Source organism: Devosia submarina (genome assembly GCF_003056345.1).
Classification (GTDB): domain Bacteria; phylum Pseudomonadota; class Alphaproteobacteria; order Rhizobiales; family Devosiaceae; genus Devosia; species Devosia submarina.
Genome location: NZ_PYWB01000001.1, coordinates 242,730 through 262,215 on the forward strand (window position 1 = coordinate 242,730; position 19,486 = coordinate 262,215).

Here is a 19,486-nt window from a genome sequence, read left to right on the forward strand (position 1 = left end):
GGATCAAGGGTGGGGGTGGGCTGGCCACCCATTTGCAACAGTAACGCTAAGCCCGAGCCCCAACTGCTAGCGCTAAGAGCAGCGCGAGTGACAAGCGAGACCAGCTCCTCACACCCCCACACAAGCCCCACACTTCCCGCGGATCTCCATCGTCGTCCGTTCCACGCGGAAACCCTTGGCTCCCGCCCAATCTCCCAGCCGCTCTTCGATCACTCCGTCGGCAAACTCGTCCACCTTCCCGCACCCTTCGCAGATGGCAAACGCGATCAGCCCTTTGCGATGGCAATGCTCATCCGCGCAGGCCACAAAGGCATTGAGCGACTCCAGCCGGTGCGCGAGGCCCCGCTCCACCAGCTTGTCGAGCGCCCGATAAACCTGCAGCGGCGCACGCAACCCGTCGCCGCGCAGCTTGTCCAGGATGTCATAGGCGCTGAGCGGCCCCTCCGAATGGTTGAGCGCGCTCAACACCAGCCCCTGGTTGCGCGTCAGATCGGCCGGTAAGTCGTGGCTATGTGCCATAAATTTCTCTCCTGCCGAAAAGGCGTGACACTGGCACTGCCAGCGACACCACAAAAACCAGAAGCGCCGCGACCACGATCGACGGCCCCGAAGCGGTGTCCCAGGTCCGCGAGCCAAACAATCCGCCCACCACGGCAATGACCCCGAGCACGGCCGCCACGATAGCCATGGCCTCCGGCGTAGCGCTCAGCCGCCGCGCAGTGGCTGCCGGAATGATCAGCAGCGAGGTGATCAGCAACACGCCCACCAGCTTCATGGCAATGGCGATGACGCTGGCCATCAGGATCATCAGCAACAGCCGGCTCGCCTCCGGTCGCAGTCCTTCGGCCTCTGCCAGTTCCGGGCTGACGGTAGACGCGAGCAGTGGCCGCCAAGCCCAGATCAGCACGCCGACGATTACGGCGCCACCGGCATAGATCACGGCGATGTCCTCAACAGATACGGCAAGGATATCACCAAACAAAAAGCCCATGAGGTCTATCCGCACCGTGGTCAGAAACCCCACCAGCACCAGCCCTACGGCGAGCGTCGAATGGCTCAAAATCCCCAGCAGGGCATCGGTCGACAGCGTTGCCTGCCGCTGCAGGACGATCAGCGCCCCCGCCACCAGCGCCGCCACGGCAAACACGCCTAGCGTCATGTTCATCGAGAGGATGATCGACAGCGCCACGCCCAACAGGGCCGAATGCGCCATGGTATCCCCAAAATACGCCATGCGACGCCACACGACAAAACACCCCAAGGGGCCCGCCACCAGGGCCAGTCCGATCCCCGCGATCAGCGCGCGGGAGAAATAATCACCGAACATGGGCATGCCCCTCGTGGCTGTGATCATGCACCTGCCCCTCGGCCACGACACAACCATCGTCATGGTGCTCATGGTCGTGGTGGTGCTGGTAGATCGCCAACGACCCCGCCGCCCGCTCGCCGAACAGACGCAAATATTCCGGGCTCCGCTTGACCGTCGACGGCGTGCCCCGGCAGCATACATGGCCGTTGAGGCAAATGACGGTATCAGTTTCCGCCATCACCACATGCAGATCGTGGCTGATCATCAGGATGCCACTACCCGTCGTGTCACGAATAGAGCGCACCAATCGGTAGAGCGCCGCCTCGCCCGACAGATCTACCCCTTGCACCGGCTCGTCGAGCACCAGCAAATCCGGCTTGCGGATCATCGCCCGCGCAAAGAGCACGCGCTGGAACTCTCCGCCCGACAATTCCTGAACCGCCGCTTTCAGCAGCCGACCAGCGCCCACCTTGTCCAACGCCTCTTCGATTTCGCGGCGCCCAAACCGTCCGGTCAGCGTCATCAGACGCTCCACCGTCAGCGGCAGCGTCCAGTCTATGCTAAGCTTTTGCGGCACATAGCCGATGCGCAATCCTTGCTTCCGCCAAACCGCACCACTGGTCGGCTTGTGCACGCCCGTCACCATCTTGGCCGTGGTGGATTTTCCCGACCCGTTCGGCCCGATCAGCGTCACGATCTCGCCCCGCGCGATCGAAAGGTCGATGCCGCTCACCAGCGTTCGCCCACCCCGGGCCACGCCGGCATCTTCCAGCCTCACCAGAACATCTTTGCCAGCCAGGGCGTCCATCATATCGGCTTTCTTCTCTCGGCCTGGCTCTGCCGACCAGGCTTGACGTCTTCATTTATGTTATAGCATAACGTCACCACAAGCGTAATAGTATAACATACGAGGCTCCCGATGAAGTTCCTGCCCCCAGCGATTCTGCTGAGCGCTGCCCTCTTGCCTATTCCGGCGCTCGCTGCGCCTGCTGTTGTTGCCTCCATAAAGCCCGTTCATTCGCTTGTTGCCGCTGTCATGGCTGGAGTGGGTGAGCCGACGCTCCTGGTGCGCGGCGCGGCTTCCCCCCACAACTACGCACTCAAGCCCTCCGACGCCGGTGCGCTGGAGTCAGCCGACATCGTGTTTTGGACCGGTCATGGCATGGAGCTGTTTCTGGGCGACGCGCTCGACACGCTTTCCACCGATGCCCAACTGGTCGAATTGGCTGAAGCGCCTGGCATCACGCTGCTCCCCGTCCGCCAAGGTGGCGCCTTTGAAGCGCATGAGCATGACGACCAACACAATCATGACCATGACCACGACCACGACCACGATCATGGGCACGAGGACGATCACGACCATGATCATGCGCACGAGCACGCCGAAGGCGACATGCACTTCTGGCTCGATCCCGAGAATGCCAAGCTGATGGTCACGCACATCGCGGCAACGCTCGCCGCCGCCGATCCGGAGAACGCAGCCTCCTACACCGCCAACGCTCAAACCGAGATCGCCACCCTCGACCAGCTTCAGGCAGAGCTAACCGCTACCCTCGAGCCAGTTAAGGACAAGCCCTTCATCGTCTTCCACGACGCCTACCAGTATTTCGAATCGCGGTTTGGGCTGACCCTGGCCGGCTCCATCACCGTCACCCCCGACACCACCCCGGGCGCCGCGCGCATCGACGAGCTCAAGAGCAAGGTCAGCGAGCTAGGCGCCACCTGCGTCTTTGCCGAGCCCAATTTCCAGCCCACCATTATCAACGCCATCACCGAAGGCAGCACTGCCAAGTCTGGCGTGCTCGACCCCGAAGGCGGCGCGCTCCCCGAAGGCCCCGACCTCTATCCCAATCTCCTGCGCGGCCTGGCGACTAGCCTGGTAGATTGCTTGCAGTAGTTAGCCGAACTAGCAGTCGACACCCTCCCCCTTGCGGGGAGGGATCAAGGGTGGGGGGCGGTTGGCCCTGATGTCGAGCGCTCAGGAGACGGGCAGGAGCCTTACTTCAACGGCCCCTTGAAAATAAAAAACGCCCCCAAAGCGATCAAGGCAAAGCCCACCCCGTGGTTCACGGTCAGCTTCTCGCCAAAGTAAAACACCGTGAACACCGCAAAGACGCTAAGCGAAATCACCTCTTGGATCGTCTTGAGCTCGGAGGGCGAATAAACCGCTTCCCCGATCCGGTTGGCCGGCACAGCCAGCCAATATTCGAAAAACGCGATGCCCCAGCTGATCAGCACAGCGGCCCACAGCGCCGAGGTCGGCCATTTCAGATGCCCGTACCAGGCAAAGGTCATGAACACATTGGAGGCGAGCAGCAGGCCAATCGGCGCCAGCGTCGCAAAGTTAAGGCCCATCTCCCGCTCCCTTTAGCGCAGATGCTTGGTGGGCTGCTCAAGCCCGAACATATCATCAGCCAGGCTGTCCATTCGCTCGCGCACCAGCGCCTGCGCGTCATACACCCCGCGATTGTAAAAATACGCGCCCATCTTTTCGGCAAAGAACAGCATCAGCATCTCGGCCGGCATGGGTCCGATCGATTGGTCGAGCTCGTTCCGGAAGTAATCCTGGATCTCTCCGACAATGGCTTTGGTTTCTTCCCGGCTGAATTTGATGGGCTGCATGAGGCTCTCCTGTATTGCCGGTTCATAAGGCGAGTCGCCCGTTGTAGGACGCACGAAATTGCTCCAGAATTGGGCAAAAGAGGAAGTTATCCCGATGCGCGCCCGCCTGCTTGTCCTTGCCGTCTCCGCCGCTTTTTCCACTCCCGCTCTTGCCCAAACGGATGCAGTCAGCTGCTCCAGTATTTTCGGCCCCGACAGCTCCGAAGCGCAGCTGATCGAAACCTATGGCGCCGACAATGTCGTGTCTGGCGACGTGCCTGGCCCTGAAGGCACCACCATTTTTGCCACAACAGTTTTTCCCGATGATCCCGATCGGCGAATGGAGTTCGGCTGGTTCGACGAGGAAAACCGCGACACGCTGAGCTATGTGCAGCTGTCCCCCTCGCAGGTTGGGCCACAGGGCGTGCGGATCGGCATGAGCGTTGCCGAAGTGGAAGCGGTTAACGAGGCGCCCTTCGACATTGGCGGCTTCGGCTGGGATTATGGTGGCTATGCTGAGATCAACGAGGGCAAGCTCGCAGGCGACGCAAACGGCTGCTTCATCTCGCTGCGCTTCTCGCCCGATTACGACAATATCGGTGATACCGATACTTCCCAGATCTCGGGCGAAATCTCCGTTCCCTCGGACGAACCCCTGCTGGAGGAAGTCAATACCACCGTTCAGGCCATTAGCCTGGGCTATCCTGATCCCAACTACCAGGAGCCTGCCGCCGACGAGTGACATTGACCACCTCGTCGCAACAGCGTAACGCTCTTCCTCGTGTCGGTTCCCCGCGCCCGTAGCGGCAAGGGGATCAAAAGGGAACACGGTGCGGATTACCCATCAGGGGCCAAAACCGTGGCTGCCCCCGCAACTGTAAGCGGTGCGCGCCCTCTCATGCCACTGGCGAAAGCCGGGAAGGCGAGGGCGCTTTATCCACCGCGAGCCAGGAGACCTGCCGGCACACGAGCCGGGCGAAAAGCCCACCCATGTTCCGCGCACGGAGGGTGCTGCATGAATACGACGATTTCCACGACTGGCATCCAGTCTCTTTCGATTTCCCAACGGCTCATTGCCGGATCGCTGGCCTTGATGCTGGGCCTGGTCCTGCTGGTCGGCACTGGTTTTGCAGGCGATTACCGCCTCCACAACGGTGCCCACGACACGCGCCACGCCATGGGCTTCCCCTGCCACTAGGGCCGGGCAAGTAAGCAAGAGACCAAAAGAATGTTCCGCAATCTATTTTTCGCTGCGCTCGTCGCAGCTCTTTGTGCTGGCCTCGTCACCTCGGCCGTCCAGTATTTCCGCGTTACCCCGTTGATCTTTGCCGCCGAGGCCTATGAAGGCGATGGCGCTCACGACCATGGCGAGGCGGCCGACCACACCCACGCCGAAGGCACCCCCGCCCACAGCCATGGTGATGACGAGTGGATGCCACAGGATGGTTTTGAGCGCACCGCCTACACTGTCCTTGCCAATGTGCTGATGGCTGCGGGCTATGCCCTTGTTATCGGGGCTGTGTCTGTGCTGTTCAATTTGCCTATCACTTGGTCCACCGGTCTTCTCTGGGCCGTGGGCGGCTTTGCCGCCTTCTCGCTTGCGCCCGCTTTTGGCCTCGCACCAGGCCTGCCTGGCATGCCAGTGGCTGATACCTTGGCACGCCAGCTTTGGTGGGCCGGCACCGCCTTGGCTACCGGCGGCGCGCTCCTGCTCACCGCCAAGTTCCGCGCCCCTTGGGCCCTCGCGCTGGCCATTGCCTTGGCCATCCTGCCCCACCTGATCGGCGCGCCACAGGCGCCCGACGAAGCGACCGGTGTGCCTGCCAGCCTTGCTGCCTCCTTTGCCTCGGCTGTCCTGTTCAACGCCGCCGTGTTCTGGATCGTCCTGGGCGTCACCTTTGGCCGCATGAACGATTACCTCGCCGCCCGCAACCACTCTGCTGGAGCCTTCGCATGACCACCAAGATCCCGACCACTGTCATTACGGGCTTCCTCGGCGCCGGCAAGACCACGCTGGTGCGCCACCTTCTGGCCCACGCCCCCAAGGGCAAGCGCATCGCCCTCATCATCAACGAGTTCGGTGACCTCGGCGTCGACAAGGACATCCTTGCCGGCTGCGGCGATGAAACCTGCCGCGAAGAGGACATGGTGGAACTTTCCAATGGCTGCATCTGCTGCACCGTAGCCGACGAGTTCATCCCCACCATGCAGGCGCTGCTCGCGCGTCCGGAAAAGTTCGATCACATCGTCATTGAAACCTCCGGCCTCGCTCTGCCGCAGCCTTTGATCCGGGCCTTCAACTGGCCCGAGATCAAGGCGCAGGTCACCATCGACGGCATCGTCACCGTGGCTGATGCCTCGGCCCTCGCCGAAGGCCGCTTCGCGTCCGATGAAGACGCGGTCGACGCGCAGCGCAAGGAGGACGAAATGCTCGACCATGAAACGCCGCTGGGCGAACTGTTCGAAGACCAGCTTTCCGTCGCCGATCTCGTCATCATCAACAAGGCTGACCTTGTCGACGACGCCATGCTCGCCAAGGTCGAAGCCAACATCCGCGCCGAACTGCGCCCCGGCGTCGGGATCATCCACGCCCGCAACGGCCATGTCGATATCACGGCGCTCCTGGGCATGGGCATGGGTTCGGAAGACGACATCGCCAACCGCCCCAGCCACCATGAGCTCGAACATGGCGGGGAGACCCACGAGCACGACGACTTCGACAGCTTCTCCCTGCGCATCCCCTCGGTTGCCAGCAAGGACGAACTCCTTGCGGTAGTCGAGCAAACCATCCGCGATCACGACGTGCTGCGCCTCAAAGGTTTCGCCGCTATCCCCGGCGCCGCCGCCCGTCTCGCCATCCAGGCCGTCGGCCCCCGCGTCACCGCCTATTTCGACCGTCCCTGGAAAGACGGCGAGCCCCGCGAAACCGCTCTCGTCGTCATCGGCGAAAGCCCTCTCGATCACGAGGCGATTACGGCAAGCCTGCAGCGGGCCATGGCCAAGGCGGCTTAATGTTCACTCCCGCTACTCCCGACCGAGGTGTGCTTGCATGCACACTTTCTCTTAGGCGGGAAGTTCCAGTCGACACCCTCCCCCTAGCGGGGAGGGATCAAGGGTGGGGGGCGGTTAGCCCGAATATGGGGGCTCTGGCTGCCCCTCCCATCCTCCCCCGTCCAGGGGGAGGTGCGGTCCGGTGCAGGCCGGCGCATGGAGTTCCGCTGACCGGCTCAAAACGCCTTTCCCCGGAAGAAGGTGGGAGTGCTTCGCCTGGAACCCTCTCTCGCCTCCGAGGCCACCGCTAATGCACCTCCTCTCCGCCCAAGCCGGCGCCATCCAGCAAGAAGGCGAAGCCATCGACCTGGCCCAAACGCCCGGCGCGCTGGTGTTCGCCTCCTCAGCCGATAGCGAACTGAGCATGCTCGCCGCGGCGGCTGACAGGGCAGGGGAAGACGAACTGCGCCTCGCCAACACGCTGCGCCTCGCCAACAATCTGTCCGTCGATCTCTGGCTCGAAAAAACCGTTGGGCACGCCCGCCTCGTTGTCCTTCGCCTGATCGGCGGCGCCTCCTACTGGCAATATGGCGTCGACGAACTCACCGCCCTTTGCGCCAACCAGCGCATTCCGCTCGCCCTGCTCCCCGGCGACGCCAATCCCGACCCGATCCTTCAATCCCGCTCCACCATCCACCCCGACGACTGGACGCGCCTCCACAGCCTCTTCATCGCCGGCGGCCCCGACAACGCCGACGCGATCCTACGGGCATTTCGAGCGCTGACTTCGCCTCCTTCACCGAACCAACCCCTCCCCCTCCAGGGGGAGGTCAGGGTGGGAGTGCTGCACGGCCCGCAAACCCCGTCTCTGGAAAATCACCACCCCACCCCCTTCGCTCGCTTCGGCCTCTGGCACCCCACCACCGGCATCACCGACGAAGCCAGCCTGCGCGCGATCCAAGCCGAACTCTTCCACCCATCGTCATCACCCGGCTCGTCCGCGCAATCCACCAACCACCGGGACAAGCCCGGTGGTGACGATGAACGAAAGACGCCCGCCGCCTTCATCCCCATCCTTTTCTACCGCGCTGCCCTAGAAGGCGCCGGCACTGCCACCATCACGGCCCTCATCAGCGAACTCGAGCAGCACAACCTCACGCCGGTCCCGCTCCTTGTCTCCTCGCTCAAGGAGGCCGCCTGCGTCCGCTTCGTCCAGAACGCGCTCTCGGCCTTCCCGCCCAGCGCCATCTTTAACCTCACCGGCTTTGCCCTGGGCATCGACGGCCTCGACCCCAAGTCCAACCCCTTCGCCACCAGCGATGCCCCAGTCATCCAGCTGATCCAATCCGGCCGCTCCGAAGCGCAATGGATTGCCGACTCACAAGGCCTATCATCCAAGGACATGGCGATGTTCCTCGTCATGCCCGAAGTCGATGGGCGCATCGGTGGCCTTCTCGTCGGCCACAAGGGCGACGCCGTATGGCACGAGCGCTGCCAGATCCCCCTCACCAGCTACACCCCCGACCATTCCGGCATCGCGCGCGCCGTCGCCCTGGCCCGCAACTATCACCGCCTCCGCATCACTCCTCGCGCCGACCGTAAGATCGCCTTGGTCCTCGCCAACTACCCCATCCGCGACGGCCGCCTCGCCAATGGCGTCGGCTATGACGCGCCCGAATCCACAATCCATATGCTGCAAGCATTGGAGGCGGCGGGCTACACGGTAGAGCCATCCTCCAGTAGCCCTCATGGTGAGCCTGTCGAACCACGCGGGCGTGCCACCAAAGATTGGACCAGCGCCGACCTCATTACCGCCCTCCAATCCGGCCCCACCAACGCCAATCCCCAGCGCGGCACCTCTGCCGCCACGCTCCCGCTCGCGCGCTACGCCGAACTCTTCGCCACCCTCCCTGAACCCATCCGCACCGCCGTCACCGCGCGTTGGGGCAATCCCGCAACCGACCCCTTCGTCCGTTCCGACACCTTCCACCTCCCAGCCCTCATCTTCGGCAATACAGCCATCCTCCTTCAGCCCGCCCGCGGCTACCATCTCGACGAAACCGCGAGTTACCACGACCCAGCCCTCGTGCCGCCCCACGCCTATCTCGCCGCCTACCTCTGGCTGCAGCATGAGTGGGGCGCCTACGCCCTGATCCACAATGGCAAGCACGGCACGCTGGAATGGCTGCCCGGCAAGGCTAATGCGCTCGACGAGGCGAGCTATCCCGACGCGCTCTGGGGCCAGCTGCCCCATTTCTATCCCTTTATCGTCAACGACCCTGGCGAAGGCACCCAGGCCAAGCGCCGCACCGGCGCCGTTATCATCGACCACCTTGTGCCTCCGCTCACCCGCGCCGAAACCTATGGGCCCCTGAAAGACCTCGAAGCGCTGCTCGACGAATACTACGCCGCCTCCGGCATGGACCGCCGCCGTCTGGCCGACCTCCGCCGCCGCATACTCGATTTCACCCGCGACTCCCGCCTTGATCGCGACATCGGCTTGCCACCCGACGAAACCGAAGCTCTCATCGCCATCGACAATTTCCTGTGCGACCTCAAGGAGGCGCAAATCCGTGACGGCCTTCACATCTTCGGCCAATCCCCCACCGGCACCCTCGAGCGCGACCTCATCGTCGCCCTCGCACGCGTCCCCCGCGGCGAAGACCCCAGACAGGCCTCCCTCATCCGCGCCCTCGCCGACGATCTCAAACTCGGCTTCGATCCCCTGACGGCCAAGCTCGGCGACGCATGGAATGGCCCCTCGATCCTGCGGCAAACACTGCGCGGCACCTCCCCCCTTGCGGGGGAGGTTGGGAGGGGGGACGAGAGCCCCAATTTCCGCACGATCGGCGACATCGTCGAACATCTCGAATCCCTCGCCGCCCTACTCGTCGACGGCACCCTAACCGTTCCATCCACCTGGACCGCCACCACCGCCGTCCTCACCATCATCGCCACCACCATCCGCCCGCGCCTGCAACAATCCGGCCCCGCCGAAATGGCCGCCCTCATTACCGGCCTCGACGGCAAGTTCATCGCCCCCGGCCCATCCGGCGCGCCCTCCCGCGGGCGCCTCGACGTCCTCCCCACCGGCCGCAATTTCTTCTCCGTCGATTCCCGCGCCATCCCCACGCCCACCGCCTGGGAGCTCGGCCGCAAATCCGCCGAAAGCCTCGTCCTGCGCTACCTTCAAGACCATGGCCATCACCTCCGTTCGGTCGCGCTCTCCGTCTGGGGCACCGCCAATATGCGCACCGGCGGCGACGACATCGCCCAAGCCCTTGCCCTGATCGGCGCCAAGCCCGTATGGGACCCGGGCTCCCTCCGCGTTTCCGGCTACGAAATCATCCCGCTGGCCAAACTCGATCGACCCCGCGTCGACGTGACCCTGCGCATCTCCGGCTTCTTCCGCGACGCCTTTCCTGACCAGATCCGCCTTTTTGATCGGGCCATTCGCGCCATCGGGGCCCTCGACGAGCCCACTGAAGACAACCCCATCGCCGCCACAATGCGCACTGACGCCTTGACCGGTGACCACTTCGCCGCCGGCCACCGCATCTTCGGCTCCAAACCCGGCACTTACGGCACCGGCCTTAACGCCCTGATCGACAGCGGCGCCTGGTCCACCAAGGCCGACCTCGCCAATCAAGCCCTCGACTGGGGCCAATACGCCTATGGTGCCAAGGCCCATGGCACCCCAGAGCGCACCCGCTTCGCCGCCCGCCTGGGCGACATCGACGCCGTGATCCACAACCAGGACAATCGCGAACACGACCTGCTCGATTCCGACAATTACTACCAGTTCGAAGGCGGCCTCTCCGCCGCGGCCGAAAATCTCTCAGGGCAAAAACCGGCCATCTACCACAACGATCATTCCCGCCCCGAACGCCCGCTGATCAAAACGCTGGAGCAGGAAATCTCCCACGTCATGCGCTCCCGCGTGGTCAATCCCAAATGGATCGACGGCATGAAGCGCCACGGCTATCGCGGCGCCTTCGAGATCATCGCGACGGTCGATTTCATGTTCGCCTTCGCCGCCACCACGGGCGCCGTTAAGACGCACCATTTCGATCTGGCCTTCGAAGCCTTCATCGAAGACGATGCGACCCGCGACTTCATTCGGGCCAGCAATGCTTATGGCTATGACGAACTCATAAGGAAGTTCAACGAAGCCCGCCAGCGCGGCTTCTGGACGCCCCGCTCCAATTCCGCCTACGCCTTTCTCGAGGACACGCCATGACTGACAAGCCCGTCAAGAAAACCGATCTCATGACCGAGGCCGAGCGGGACGCCTACCACGCCGAAAAGATGCGGAAAAAGAAGGAAGCCCGTAACAAGATCCTGGCCACCAAGACGCAGGAAAAGGGCCTCCTGATCGTCCACACCGGCAAGGGCAAGGGCAAATCCACCGCCGCCTTCGGCATGGTGTTTCGCGCACTGGGCCACGGCATGAAGGTGGGCGTCGTCCAGTTCGTCAAGGGCGTCTGGGAAACCGGCGAGCGCGATGTCTTGATGAAGTTCCCCGACCTCGTCACCATCAACGCCATGGGCGAAGGCTTCACCTGGGATGTTGCCGACCGCCAACGCGACTTGGCCGCCGCCCGCGCCGCCTGGGAACAGGCCAAGCGCCTCATCGCCGACCCTAGCTACAAGATGGTGCTCCTTGACGAACTCAACATCTGCCTGCGCTACGACTACCTTCCCATCGATGAGATCGTCGAAACCTTGCGCAACAAGCCAGCCGACAAGCATGTCATCGTCACCGGCCGCAATGCCAAGGATGAGCTGATCGAGATCGCCGACCTTGTCACCGAAATGACCGAGATCAAGCACCATTTCCGTTCGGGCGTGAAAGCCCAGCTCGGCATCGAGTTCTAGCAGCCGGTCGTTCGGAACTCCTGAGCCAGCCGCTGCTCGATATCCCTGATGTCAGCGGCGTCCCGGCTGCTGAACTGCAGGGTCATGCTCGCCGTCGACATGCGGTCGCAAAGCAGGATCATGCGCCGTGTAAACTGCCGATCACCCATCACGCCGGAAAAAACCGCCCATTGCGGCGTCACCGTCTGGAAAGAGATGTTGAAGCCATCGCGCTCGGCATAGCCAATGCTAGCCGCCACCTCGGCTTCAAAACTCTCTGCCAGCATATGGGCGCCCCACAGCGACAGCGTCTGCATCGTGCCGGGCCGGTCATAGATCCGCCCGTCACCATTCTCGCTCTCGCCATACCCAGAAAAGCCCGGCGGAATGGCGCTCTGGTAGCCAAAGCGGCCGTTCTCATACGAGCTCCAACCTATGGCAAAGGCGGGCAGGGCGAGAAGAGCGAAGCAGACAAGAAGGGCGATGCGCATAGGCCGAACCTGCCAAGCCTCACCTTCCCGCGCAATCAAACTCGCCGCGATCACAACACCACGATGCCGGAATGCTTGGCTTTCTGCTCGGGCTCCACATGAATGGTGATCTGCGCATTGGGCACGGTCTGGCGCAGCTTGGCCTCAATCCCGTCGCAAATCTGGTGCGCATCATCCACGCTCATGCTGCCGGGCACCACTAGGTGGAAATCGATAAAGGTCATTTTCCCGGCCTGCCGCGTTCGAATATCATGCGCTTCGATCGCGCCCTCCGCATTGCCGGCAATCACCTCGCGGATGGTCTTCTGCGTCTCGGGCAAAACCGCCACATCCATCAGCCCACCAACACTGTCGCGGATCACGCCCCAGCCCGACCACAGGATATTGATCGCCACCAGCGCTGCAAGGATCGGGTCGATAATGGCCCAGCCCGTCAGCAGCACGAACCCCAGGCCCAACAGCACGCCTCCAGTGGACACCACATCCACCATCAAATGCTTGCCGTCCGCTTCGATAGCGGGTGATCGCGCCTTGCGCCCATAGCGCAGCAATACTTGCGCCCAAGAAAGATTGATGATCGTTGCCACGCCGCTGATAGCGAGCCCCTGCGCCGGCGCCTGTGGCAATTGCGGCGCGGTAAATCCGAAGTATGCCTCTCGCAAAATCAGAATGGCCGCCACGATGATCATGACGCCCACCACAACAGCGGAAAAATACTCGGCCTTATGGTATCCGTATTGAAGCGCCGCATCGGCCGGCCGTTGCGCCAGCCGCACAGCGATCAAGGCCACAATCGCCGTCACCACATTGACGATGGATTCCAGCGCATCCGAATACAGCGCCACCGATCCAGTGACATACCAGGCCAGGAACTTGAGCCCGAGCACGATAAGTCCGACCAGCAGGCTGGCTCCGGCAATGGCCAGGGTACGCTTGTCGGTGATGCTCACGGTTCAGGTCTCGCACGGCTTTCTGTCTGCCATAGAACCAAGCGCTCAAACCATCAAGCTATTGAATTTGCAAATGATTTTCACAAGCATTCCTGTTTTCCGCTTGACCTGTGCCAAGCCCTTGATTGACCAAGTGCTTCTCCCAGCCTAGAACTTGGCCTCACGCAGAGTTCCACAAGGAACTGAAACAGAATCCGGTGCGGTCGACCCAATTCGGGGACCAACTCCGGAGCTGCAACGGATTTCGAGCGAACCTGCCTCTCCTTGCAAAGAGGCATCGATGACGACCGATCATGGCCAGATTCTCATCGGGCTGGGCTGCTCAAGCAAAGCTACGGCCGACGAGATCATCGCTCTTGTTCAAAGCTGCCTGGCCGAGGCTGGCAGCCGCGCCGACGCTGTAATGGCCGTCGTCAGCCACAGCCGAAAGACGGGCAACCTTGCCCTCGCGCAAACTGCCGAGCATTTCGGAGTGTCCCTGTTCTTTCTGGACGACCACGTCCTTGCGCCAGAGATCGCCAGCACCTGCGAAGCCGTGGCAGCCGTCGCCGGTCCCCTGCGTCTCCCCAAGCGCAAAGCGCGCTTCAGCACCTGTGCCATTGCCGAGTGCCACCCAGGCTTCTCCCTTGATCGCCTGGCTCAGCTCGCAAGCCCGAGCGCTACCATCGCGGCTTCCACGCTCGTCACTTCATGGGCCGGTCCATAGGCCGGGCGCGCGATCATGATCACCCCAATGCCCAATCGCCGCGCGGCCTCGAGCTTGCTCTGGGTTTGCAATCCCCCAGAATTCTTGCTCACCAGATGAGTAATGCCCTTGTGCTGCATCAAGGCTATTTCGCCATCGAGCGAGTAGGGCGGCCGGTCCTGCAACAATTCAGCATGCCCCGGCAAACCCATTGCTGGCTTTTCGATCGTGCGCACAACAAACCGGCAATCGTCCCGCTCCATGAACTGCTCAAGCCCCGTATGGCCCGTCGTCAGCAAAACGACAGCATTCGGCGGCAAGGCCGCAGCCGCTTCAGCTACGGTCTCCACCGTGATCCAATTGTCTCCGATCTGCTGCTCCCAGGGCGGCCGCATATAGCGCACCAAGGGCACGCCCGTTTCCTGTGCCGCTTGGACTGCATTAAACGAAATCTGCCCGGCATAGGGATGGGTCGCATCAACCATCCGGTCGATCCTGGCAGCTCGCAGATAGGCACACAGCCCCGCGATCCCGCCAAACCCGCCCATGCGCACCGCACCCGGCGGCAATCGCGGCTCCTGCGTGCGCCCCGCCAGGGAGGTAACCACTTCATGCCCCTCCGCTACCAGCCGACCCGCCAGCTCCCGCGCTTCCGCCGTCCCCCCCAGGATCAGAATTTTCAACGGTTACTTCCCATCCTTTTTGCCGGGTGTTTCACCATCCCCCAATCGTCGCCCTCGGGCTTGACCCGAGGGCTCTACACTTTCTTGGTCCCAAGAACCCTCGGGTCTAGCCCGAGGGTGACAATCCGGGCAGAGCCGGCATCTGATCTGTCACCTCGCCCGTCATTCAACCGGGTCTATCTCTATACCGAGATGCTTCAGTCGACACCCTCCCCCTTGCGGGGCTTGCGAGCGACCCGGAGGGTCAATTTGCTCCAGTGGAGCAAATTGAGCTGCAAGGCCATGAGAGCTAAGCTCGAATGGCAAATCAAGGGTGGGGGTCGGCTAGCCCCTATGTCGGGGCTTTCGCACCCCCTCCCAACCTCCCCCGTCAAGGGGGAGGTGCCGCGCAGTGGTACTGGCAAGTGCATGCCAAACCAAGCCGCTTTGATCTGCCCACCATGCAATCGGCTCCATCCCCATGCGCAGAAGTTTCAGTCGACACCCTCCCCCTTGCGGGGAGGGATCAAGGGTGGGGGGCGGCTACCCCGTATATCGGTGCTCGTTCACCTCTTTCTACCATCCCAAGCTTCGATACCATGACCAGCGCCTTCATCATCGCCGCCCCCCGCTCCGGCTCCGGCAAGACCGTGATCACCCTCGGCATTCTCGCGGCCTTGCGCCAGCGCGGCCTCGTCGTCGCTCCCTCAAAGACCGGCCCCGACTATATCGATCCAGCCTTTCTCGGCCGTGCTGCCCAGCGCGACGCGATCAATCTCGATCCCTGGTCCATGTCCGCCCCGCGCCTCAGATCGCTGGCGCAAACGCAAGGCATCGGCGCCGATCTCCTGGTCATCGAAGGTGTCATGGGTCTCTTTGATGGCGCCGCAGATGGTTTCGGCTCCACCGCCGATCTCGCCCAATTACTCGACCTTCCCGTTATCTTCGTCGTCGACGCCGATCGGCAATCCCAATCCATAGCCCCTCTCGTCGCTGGCTTCGCCCATTGGCGCCCCGGCGTGCGGATTGCCGGAACCATCCTCAACCGCGTCGCTTCGGCCAAGCACGAGCGCATGTTGCTCGACGCCCTCGCCGCCACGGGGATTCCGTGCCTTGGTGCGATCCCCCGAAACGCCGAGTTGGTAATCCCCGAGCGCCATTTGGGCCTCGTCCTGCCCGGCGAAGTCCAGGCCTTCGACCATTTCCTCCAGACCGCGTCGGATATGGTCAGCCGCTATCTTGATCTGGACCAGTTCGGGCAACTCGCCACTCCGCTTTCCGCTGCCGCTGACCCCGTTCAAGCCCTGCCGCCGCTGGGCCAGCATATGGCCGTCGCTCGCGACGACGCCTTTGCCTTCCTTTATCCCCACCTGCTCGATGGCTGGCGCGCTGCCGGCGCAGAGCTGAGTTTCTTTTCCCCCTTGGCCGATGAGGCGCCAAACCCCGCAGCCGACGCCATCTTTCTCCCCGGCGGCTATCCTGAACTGCACGGCCCCCAGCTCGCTGCCGCCACCCGCTTCAAGGCCGGCCTTTACGCCGCCCGTGACCGCAACGCCCTGATCTATGGCGAGTGCGGTGGCTTCATGGTGCTGGGCGAAACCCTGGTCGACAAAGCAGGGCAGGGGCACGCCATGGCCGGGCTCTTGCCGGTAACCACCCGCATTGATCGCCCCAAGCGCGTCCTCGGCTACCGTCGTCTCATCCAATCGGGCGCCTTGCCCTGGCCGGGCCACCTCAACGCCCACGAATTCCATTATTCCTCGGCCAAGCAGACGCAGCTGCCGCCCCTTTTTGCCGCAACCGACGCCCGTGGCGACGCCATGCCGCCCATGGGCGGAGTGCTCGGCCGCGTCATGGGCTCTTACGCCCACGTCATCGATGCGGCATAAGCCTGCGCATGGCTAAAGCACTCATGTTCATGGGCACCGGGTCCGATGTCGGCAAGTCCTTGCTGGTGGCAGGGCTTTGCCGTGCCCTCAACAATTGTGGCCTGCGCGTCGCCCCCTTCAAGCCGCAGAACATGAGCAATAATGCCGCTGTTACCGCCGATGGTGGCGAGATCGGCCGCGCTCAGGCCCTTCAGGCCCGAGCCGCCCGCCGCAACCCCATCACCGCCATGAACCCCGTCCTTCTCAAGCCCGAGGGCGAGACCGGCTCGCAGGTCGTCGTTCGCGGCCAGCGCCGCGCTTCCATGTCGGCTCGCGATTATTGGCGCAATCGCGGCACCCTCATGCCCGAAGTACTTGCCGCCTTCCGCGAACTGGCCGCTGACGCCGATATTGTCCTCGTGGAAGGCGCCGGCAGCGCCTCAGAAGTCAATCTGCGCCACAACGACCTCGCCAATTTCGGTTTCGCCCAAGCGGCCGCTGTTCCCGTTGTCCTTGTCGGCGACATCAACCGGGGGGGCGTCATTGCATCGCTCGTCGGCACCTTCGCCGTAATCGAGCCGGCCGATGCCGCGCTGATCCGCGCGACAATGGTCAACAAGTTCCAAGGCGATCCCAGCCTCTTTGCCGACGGCCTGCGCGCCATCGAGCAGCACACCGCCGTTCCCTGCTTCGGCCCCATTCCCTGGTTTGCCGACGCCGCCAAGCTCCCGGCTGAAGATGTGCTCGCTCTTGAATCCTACACCAAAGGCAGCACAGGCTCTTTCACGATCGCCGTCCCCCGCCTCCCACGCATCAGCAATTTCGATGATCTCGATCCCTTGCGCGCCGAACCCGGCGTCCGGCTTGTTCTGGTCGAGCCCGGTCAATCTCTCCCCCGCGACGCCGATCTTGTCATACTGCCCGGCTCCAAATCGACGCGCAGCGATCTTGCTGCGCTGCGCGACAATGGCTGGGACATCGACATCCAAGCCCACCATCGCGCAGGGGGAAAAGTGCTAGGTCTTTGTGGCGGCTATCAAATGCTTGGAAAGAGCATCGCAGATCCCCATGGAATCGAGGGAAAAGGCGGCGAAAGTGAAGGTTTGGGACTGCTCAACGTTAACAGTCTGCTAACGCGAAATAAGCTTCTGCGAACCGAAACAGCCACCCATTTGGCTTCGGGCCAACCCATCAGCGGCTACCACATGCACATGGGCGAAACCGAAGGCCCCGACCGCTCCCGCCCCTTTGCCATGGTCGAAAACACACCTGAAGGCGCGATCAGCCCCGACGGCCGCGTCATGGGCACCTATTTGCACGGTCTCTTTGCCGCCGATGGCTTCCGCCGTGCCATGCTCGGCAATGCCGCAGCTCTTGATTTTGCTTATGAATCAAGCGTCGAGCAAACCCTCGACGCCTTGGCTGCCCACCTCGAAACCCACCTCGACCTCTCGGCACTCCTGGCCCTCGCCGACCCGGTAAACCCCTGATGCTGATGGCTCTTTTTGTGCCGCTGGTTCTCGTTCTGGAGCGGCTCCTTGGCTATTCCCCCCGCCTTTACGCGCTAGTCGGCCATCCCGTCACCTGGTTTGGCCAAGTGATCAGCTTCCTCGAGCAGCGCCTCAACAAATCAAGCCAATCGCCCCAGCAACAACGCCGCTCGGGCATTTGCGCTCTCGTCCTGCTTCTCCTCCTTGTCTGTGCAGGCTCCATAATCACGCAACAAATTCTCCGCGCCATCCCCTTCGGCTGGATCGGGGAAATTCTCCTTGCCACCACCTTCCTGGCTCAAAAGGAACTCGCCCGTGCCGTCCACGCCGTTGCTCAAGCGCTCGAGAAATCCCTTTCGGCAGGCCGGGAAGCCGTGAGCCATATTGTTGGCCGTGACCCGCAAGCACTTGATCAGGCCGGCGTTTCCCGCGCGGCCATCGAAACCCTCGCTGAAAGCACCAGCGATGGCGTCGTGGCGCCGTGGTTCTGGCTGGTTCTCCTGGGGCTGCCTGGCATCGCTCTCTACAAGGCCATCAACACGGCTGATTCGATGATCGGGCACATGAACGAGCGCTATCGTCACTATGGCTGGGCAGCAGCAAAGCTCGATGATCTCGTTAATTGGATTCCTGCGCGCGTTTCAGCCGTGCTGATCACCGCCGCCTGCTTCTTCGTGCCCCACGCAAGTCCCAGCACCGCCTGGGCAACTGCCAAGCGCGATGCACGCAAGCACGCCTCACCCAATTCGGGCTGGCCCGAGGCAGCCTTCGCCGGCGCGCTGGGCTTCGCCCTTGGCGGGCCGCGCAGCTATGACGGCACCATTGTGGACCTGCCCACCTTCGGCCGAGGTAAATCCGAACTTGCCGGCAGCGACATCCTGCACGCCCTGGTGCTGTACCGCGCAACGCTGAACGTGCTTCTGGCGCTCAGCATCGCAATAGCGCTCTTGCTGTTTGCAGGCACCGGCTAGGCCTTGTGAACCCAGCTTTCCTCTTGTCCAGGCTGCTGCCCCTTGAGCGTCATCGGCAAGCCCGCGGCGACGAAATAAACATCGTCGCAAATTTCGGCCAGCCGCTGATGCGCAGCACCCGCCAGATCGCGGAAGGTACGCGCCATAGCGTTGTCAGGCACGATGCCGAGCCCGACCTCATTGCTCACCAGCACGATCTTGGCGGTTTTCAGCTGCACCAGTGTCGCGCCGAGCTCGCTTACATGCTGGGAGACATCTTCCTCAGCCATCAGCAGATTGGTGATCCACAACGTCAGGCAATCCACCAGGATCACGTCATGCTTCACCGAGGCAGTGAGCAGGGCGTCCGAAAGCGCCACCGGCTCCTCGATGGTCGCGAACTTTTGTCCACGGCTAGCCTTGTGGCTGGCCACGCGATCGCGCATTTCACCATCAAGCGCTTCAGCGGTTGCAAGATACGCCGGCTTGCTGCCCGATCGCATCGCCAGTCGCTCGGCGAACGCGGTCTTGCCGGATCGTGCCCCACCCAGAACCAATACATGTCGTGTCATCAAAGCCTCCCTTTTCCGTCCGCCGCCGCGGCTTCAAGCTCTGTTTTGCTTATTGGATCG

The 19,486-nt window shown here is 62.8% G+C and carries 20 protein-coding genes and 1 riboswitch; of the genes, 11 read left to right on the forward strand and 9 right to left on the reverse strand.

The annotated features are described in order from the left end of the window. Positions 1-108 precede the first annotated feature (108 nt). The 3 genes from DDE77_RS01025 to DDE77_RS01035 are packed head-to-tail and all read right to left on the reverse strand — an operon-like array spanning position 109 to position 2,120. Positions 109-519, reverse strand: a complete 411-nt coding sequence (locus DDE77_RS01025; RefSeq protein ID WP_108395568.1) for a Fur family transcriptional regulator — start codon at positions 517-519, stop codon at positions 109-111. Next, positions 509-1,327: a metal ABC transporter permease gene (locus DDE77_RS01030; protein WP_108395569.1), complete on the reverse strand. Its 819-nt coding sequence runs from the start codon at positions 1,325-1,327 to the stop codon at positions 509-511. The genes DDE77_RS01025 and DDE77_RS01030 overlap by 11 nt, the downstream gene beginning before the upstream one ends. Continuing rightward, positions 1,317-2,120 (reverse strand): ATP-binding cassette domain-containing protein, encoded by an 804-nt coding sequence (locus DDE77_RS01035; protein WP_108395570.1) that lies wholly within the window; start codon positions 2,118-2,120, stop codon positions 1,317-1,319. The genes DDE77_RS01030 and DDE77_RS01035 overlap by 11 nt, the downstream gene beginning before the upstream one ends. 108 nt (positions 2,121-2,228) lie before the next feature. Between DDE77_RS01035 and znuA the strand changes: the two genes are divergently transcribed. Then, positions 2,229-3,206 carry a zinc ABC transporter substrate-binding protein ZnuA gene (gene znuA, locus DDE77_RS01040; RefSeq protein WP_108395571.1) on the forward strand — a complete coding sequence of 326 codons (978 nt, stop codon included), beginning with the start codon at positions 2,229-2,231 and terminating at the stop codon, positions 3,204-3,206. A gap of 101 nt (positions 3,207-3,307) precedes the next feature. On the opposite strand, the gene DDE77_RS01045 is transcribed toward znuA, so the two are convergent. Together DDE77_RS01045 and DDE77_RS01050 are read right to left on the reverse strand one after the other, a co-directional pair. Beyond that, on the reverse strand, positions 3,308-3,664 hold the full coding sequence (locus DDE77_RS01045; RefSeq protein ID WP_108395572.1) for a DMT family protein: 357 nt from the start codon (positions 3,662-3,664) through the stop codon (positions 3,308-3,310). 12 nt (positions 3,665-3,676) lie between these two features. Continuing rightward, complete coding sequence (locus DDE77_RS01050; protein WP_108395573.1) at positions 3,677-3,931, reverse strand: DUF2164 domain-containing protein; 255 nt, start codon at positions 3,929-3,931, stop codon at positions 3,677-3,679. Between the two features lie 94 nt (positions 3,932-4,025). On the opposite strand from DDE77_RS01050, the gene DDE77_RS01055 reads away from it, so the two are divergent. From DDE77_RS01055 to cobO, 6 genes are all read left to right on the forward strand, one after another. Next, the gene (locus DDE77_RS01055) at positions 4,026-4,652 is read left to right on the forward strand and encodes a hypothetical protein (protein ID WP_108395574.1); all 627 of its coding nucleotides are present in this window, start codon (positions 4,026-4,028) and stop codon (positions 4,650-4,652) included. A gap of 26 nt (positions 4,653-4,678) precedes the next feature. Further along, a riboswitch (cobalamin riboswitch) is annotated at positions 4,679-4,888 on the forward strand. A 37-nt stretch (positions 4,889-4,925) separates the two neighbouring features. Then, the gene (locus DDE77_RS01060; protein ID WP_108395575.1) at positions 4,926-5,108 is read left to right on the forward strand and encodes a CbtB domain-containing protein; all 183 of its coding nucleotides are present in this window, start codon (positions 4,926-4,928) and stop codon (positions 5,106-5,108) included. 30 nt (positions 5,109-5,138) lie between these two features. Further along, positions 5,139-5,867, forward strand: coding sequence for a CbtA family protein (locus DDE77_RS01065; RefSeq protein WP_108395576.1), 729 nt, complete (start codon positions 5,139-5,141; stop codon positions 5,865-5,867). After that, the gene (cobW, locus tag DDE77_RS01070; protein ID WP_108395577.1) at positions 5,864-6,922 is read left to right on the forward strand and encodes a cobalamin biosynthesis protein CobW; all 1,059 of its coding nucleotides are present in this window, start codon (positions 5,864-5,866) and stop codon (positions 6,920-6,922) included. The genes DDE77_RS01065 and cobW overlap by 4 nt, the downstream gene beginning before the upstream one ends. A gap of 289 nt (positions 6,923-7,211) precedes the next feature. Next, complete coding sequence (cobN, locus tag DDE77_RS01075) at positions 7,212-11,141, forward strand: cobaltochelatase subunit CobN (protein WP_108395578.1); 3,930 nt, start codon at positions 7,212-7,214, stop codon at positions 11,139-11,141. Further along, a complete protein-coding gene (cobO, locus tag DDE77_RS01080; RefSeq protein ID WP_245895039.1) occupies positions 11,138-11,779 on the forward strand; it encodes a cob(I)yrinic acid a,c-diamide adenosyltransferase in 642 nt (213 codons plus the stop codon). Before cobN ends, cobO begins: the two co-directional genes overlap by 4 nt. Here the strand turns inward: cobO and DDE77_RS01085 are convergent. Together DDE77_RS01085 and DDE77_RS01090 are read right to left on the reverse strand one after the other, a co-directional pair. Further along, the gene (locus DDE77_RS01085; protein ID WP_108395579.1) at positions 11,776-12,249 is read right to left on the reverse strand and encodes a hypothetical protein; all 474 of its coding nucleotides are present in this window, start codon (positions 12,247-12,249) and stop codon (positions 11,776-11,778) included. The two genes, cobO and DDE77_RS01085, sit on opposite strands and share 4 nt — an antisense overlap. 50 nt (positions 12,250-12,299) lie before the next feature. Next, positions 12,300-13,193, reverse strand: a complete 894-nt coding sequence (locus DDE77_RS01090) for a cation diffusion facilitator family transporter (protein WP_425430722.1) — start codon at positions 13,191-13,193, stop codon at positions 12,300-12,302. A gap of 286 nt (positions 13,194-13,479) precedes the next feature. Here DDE77_RS01090 and DDE77_RS20180 point away from each other — a divergent pair, with 286 nt between their 5' ends. Continuing rightward, the gene (locus DDE77_RS20180; RefSeq protein ID WP_108395581.1) at positions 13,480-13,905 is read left to right on the forward strand and encodes a cobalamin biosynthesis protein; all 426 of its coding nucleotides are present in this window, start codon (positions 13,480-13,482) and stop codon (positions 13,903-13,905) included. Here DDE77_RS20180 and DDE77_RS01100 read toward each other — a convergent pair. Next, on the reverse strand, positions 13,839-14,567 hold the full coding sequence (locus DDE77_RS01100; RefSeq protein WP_108395582.1) for a cobalt-precorrin-6A reductase: 729 nt from the start codon (positions 14,565-14,567) through the stop codon (positions 13,839-13,841). The genes DDE77_RS20180 and DDE77_RS01100 overlap by 67 nt on opposite strands. Positions 14,568-15,145: 578 nt before the next feature. Between DDE77_RS01100 and DDE77_RS01105 the strand changes: the two genes are divergently transcribed. From DDE77_RS01105 to cbiB, 3 genes are read left to right on the forward strand one after another with little or no spacing between them, the layout of a single operon-like run. Further along, a complete protein-coding gene (locus DDE77_RS01105) occupies positions 15,146-16,435 on the forward strand; it encodes a cobyrinic acid a,c-diamide synthase CobB (RefSeq protein ID WP_108395583.1) in 1,290 nt (429 codons plus the stop codon). An 8-nt stretch (positions 16,436-16,443) separates the two neighbouring features. Beyond that, positions 16,444-17,904 (forward strand): cobyric acid synthase, encoded by a 1,461-nt coding sequence (locus tag DDE77_RS01110; protein WP_108395584.1) that lies wholly within the window; start codon positions 16,444-16,446, stop codon positions 17,902-17,904. Next, positions 17,904-18,875: an adenosylcobinamide-phosphate synthase CbiB gene (gene cbiB, locus DDE77_RS01115; RefSeq protein WP_245895041.1), complete on the forward strand. Its 972-nt coding sequence runs from the start codon at positions 17,904-17,906 to the stop codon at positions 18,873-18,875. Before DDE77_RS01110 ends, cbiB begins: the two co-directional genes overlap by 1 nt. Here the strand turns inward: cbiB and cobU are convergent. After that, positions 18,872-19,426 (reverse strand): bifunctional adenosylcobinamide kinase/adenosylcobinamide-phosphate guanylyltransferase, encoded by a 555-nt coding sequence (cobU, locus tag DDE77_RS01120; protein WP_108395585.1) that lies wholly within the window; start codon positions 19,424-19,426, stop codon positions 18,872-18,874. The two genes, cbiB and cobU, sit on opposite strands and share 4 nt — an antisense overlap. Positions 19,427-19,486 lie beyond the last annotated feature (60 nt).

Bases quoted from the DNA above. Each gene is read 5' to 3' on its own strand.
- cobN (WP_108395578.1), top strand. From the start codon at position 7,212: ATGCACCTCCTCTCCGCCCAAGCCGGCGCCATCCAGCAAGAAGGCGAA.
- DDE77_RS01060 (WP_108395575.1), top strand. From the start codon at position 4,926: ATGAATACGACGATTTCCACGACTGGCATCCAGTCTCTTTCGATTTCC.
- DDE77_RS20180 (WP_108395581.1), top strand. From the start codon at position 13,480: ATGACGACCGATCATGGCCAGATTCTCATCGGGCTGGGCTGCTCAAGC.
- DDE77_RS01025 (WP_108395568.1), bottom strand. From the start codon at position 519: ATGGCACATAGCCACGACTTACCGGCCGATCTGACGCGCAACCAGGGG.
- cobO (WP_245895039.1), top strand. From the start codon at position 11,138: ATGACTGACAAGCCCGTCAAGAAAACCGATCTCATGACCGAGGCCGAG.
- DDE77_RS01055 (WP_108395574.1), top strand. From the start codon at position 4,026: ATGCGCGCCCGCCTGCTTGTCCTTGCCGTCTCCGCCGCTTTTTCCACT.
- DDE77_RS01065 (WP_108395576.1), top strand. From the start codon at position 5,139: ATGTTCCGCAATCTATTTTTCGCTGCGCTCGTCGCAGCTCTTTGTGCT.
- cobW (WP_108395577.1), top strand. From the start codon at position 5,864: ATGACCACCAAGATCCCGACCACTGTCATTACGGGCTTCCTCGGCGCC.
- DDE77_RS01085 (WP_108395579.1), bottom strand. From the start codon at position 12,249: ATGCGCATCGCCCTTCTTGTCTGCTTCGCTCTTCTCGCCCTGCCCGCC.
- DDE77_RS01045 (WP_108395572.1), bottom strand. From the start codon at position 3,664: ATGGGCCTTAACTTTGCGACGCTGGCGCCGATTGGCCTGCTGCTCGCC.
- DDE77_RS01110 (WP_108395584.1), top strand. From the start codon at position 16,444: ATGGCTAAAGCACTCATGTTCATGGGCACCGGGTCCGATGTCGGCAAG.
- znuA (WP_108395571.1), top strand. From the start codon at position 2,229: ATGAAGTTCCTGCCCCCAGCGATTCTGCTGAGCGCTGCCCTCTTGCCT.
- DDE77_RS01050 (WP_108395573.1), bottom strand. From the start codon at position 3,931: ATGCAGCCCATCAAATTCAGCCGGGAAGAAACCAAAGCCATTGTCGGA.
- cbiB (WP_245895041.1), top strand. From the start codon at position 17,904: ATGCTGATGGCTCTTTTTGTGCCGCTGGTTCTCGTTCTGGAGCGGCTC.
- cobU (WP_108395585.1), bottom strand. From the start codon at position 19,426: ATGACACGACATGTATTGGTTCTGGGTGGGGCACGATCCGGCAAGACC.
- DDE77_RS01035 (WP_108395570.1), bottom strand. From the start codon at position 2,120: ATGATGGACGCCCTGGCTGGCAAAGATGTTCTGGTGAGGCTGGAAGAT.
- DDE77_RS01030 (WP_108395569.1), bottom strand. From the start codon at position 1,327: ATGTTCGGTGATTATTTCTCCCGCGCGCTGATCGCGGGGATCGGACTG.
- DDE77_RS01105 (WP_108395583.1), top strand. From the start codon at position 15,146: ATGACCAGCGCCTTCATCATCGCCGCCCCCCGCTCCGGCTCCGGCAAG.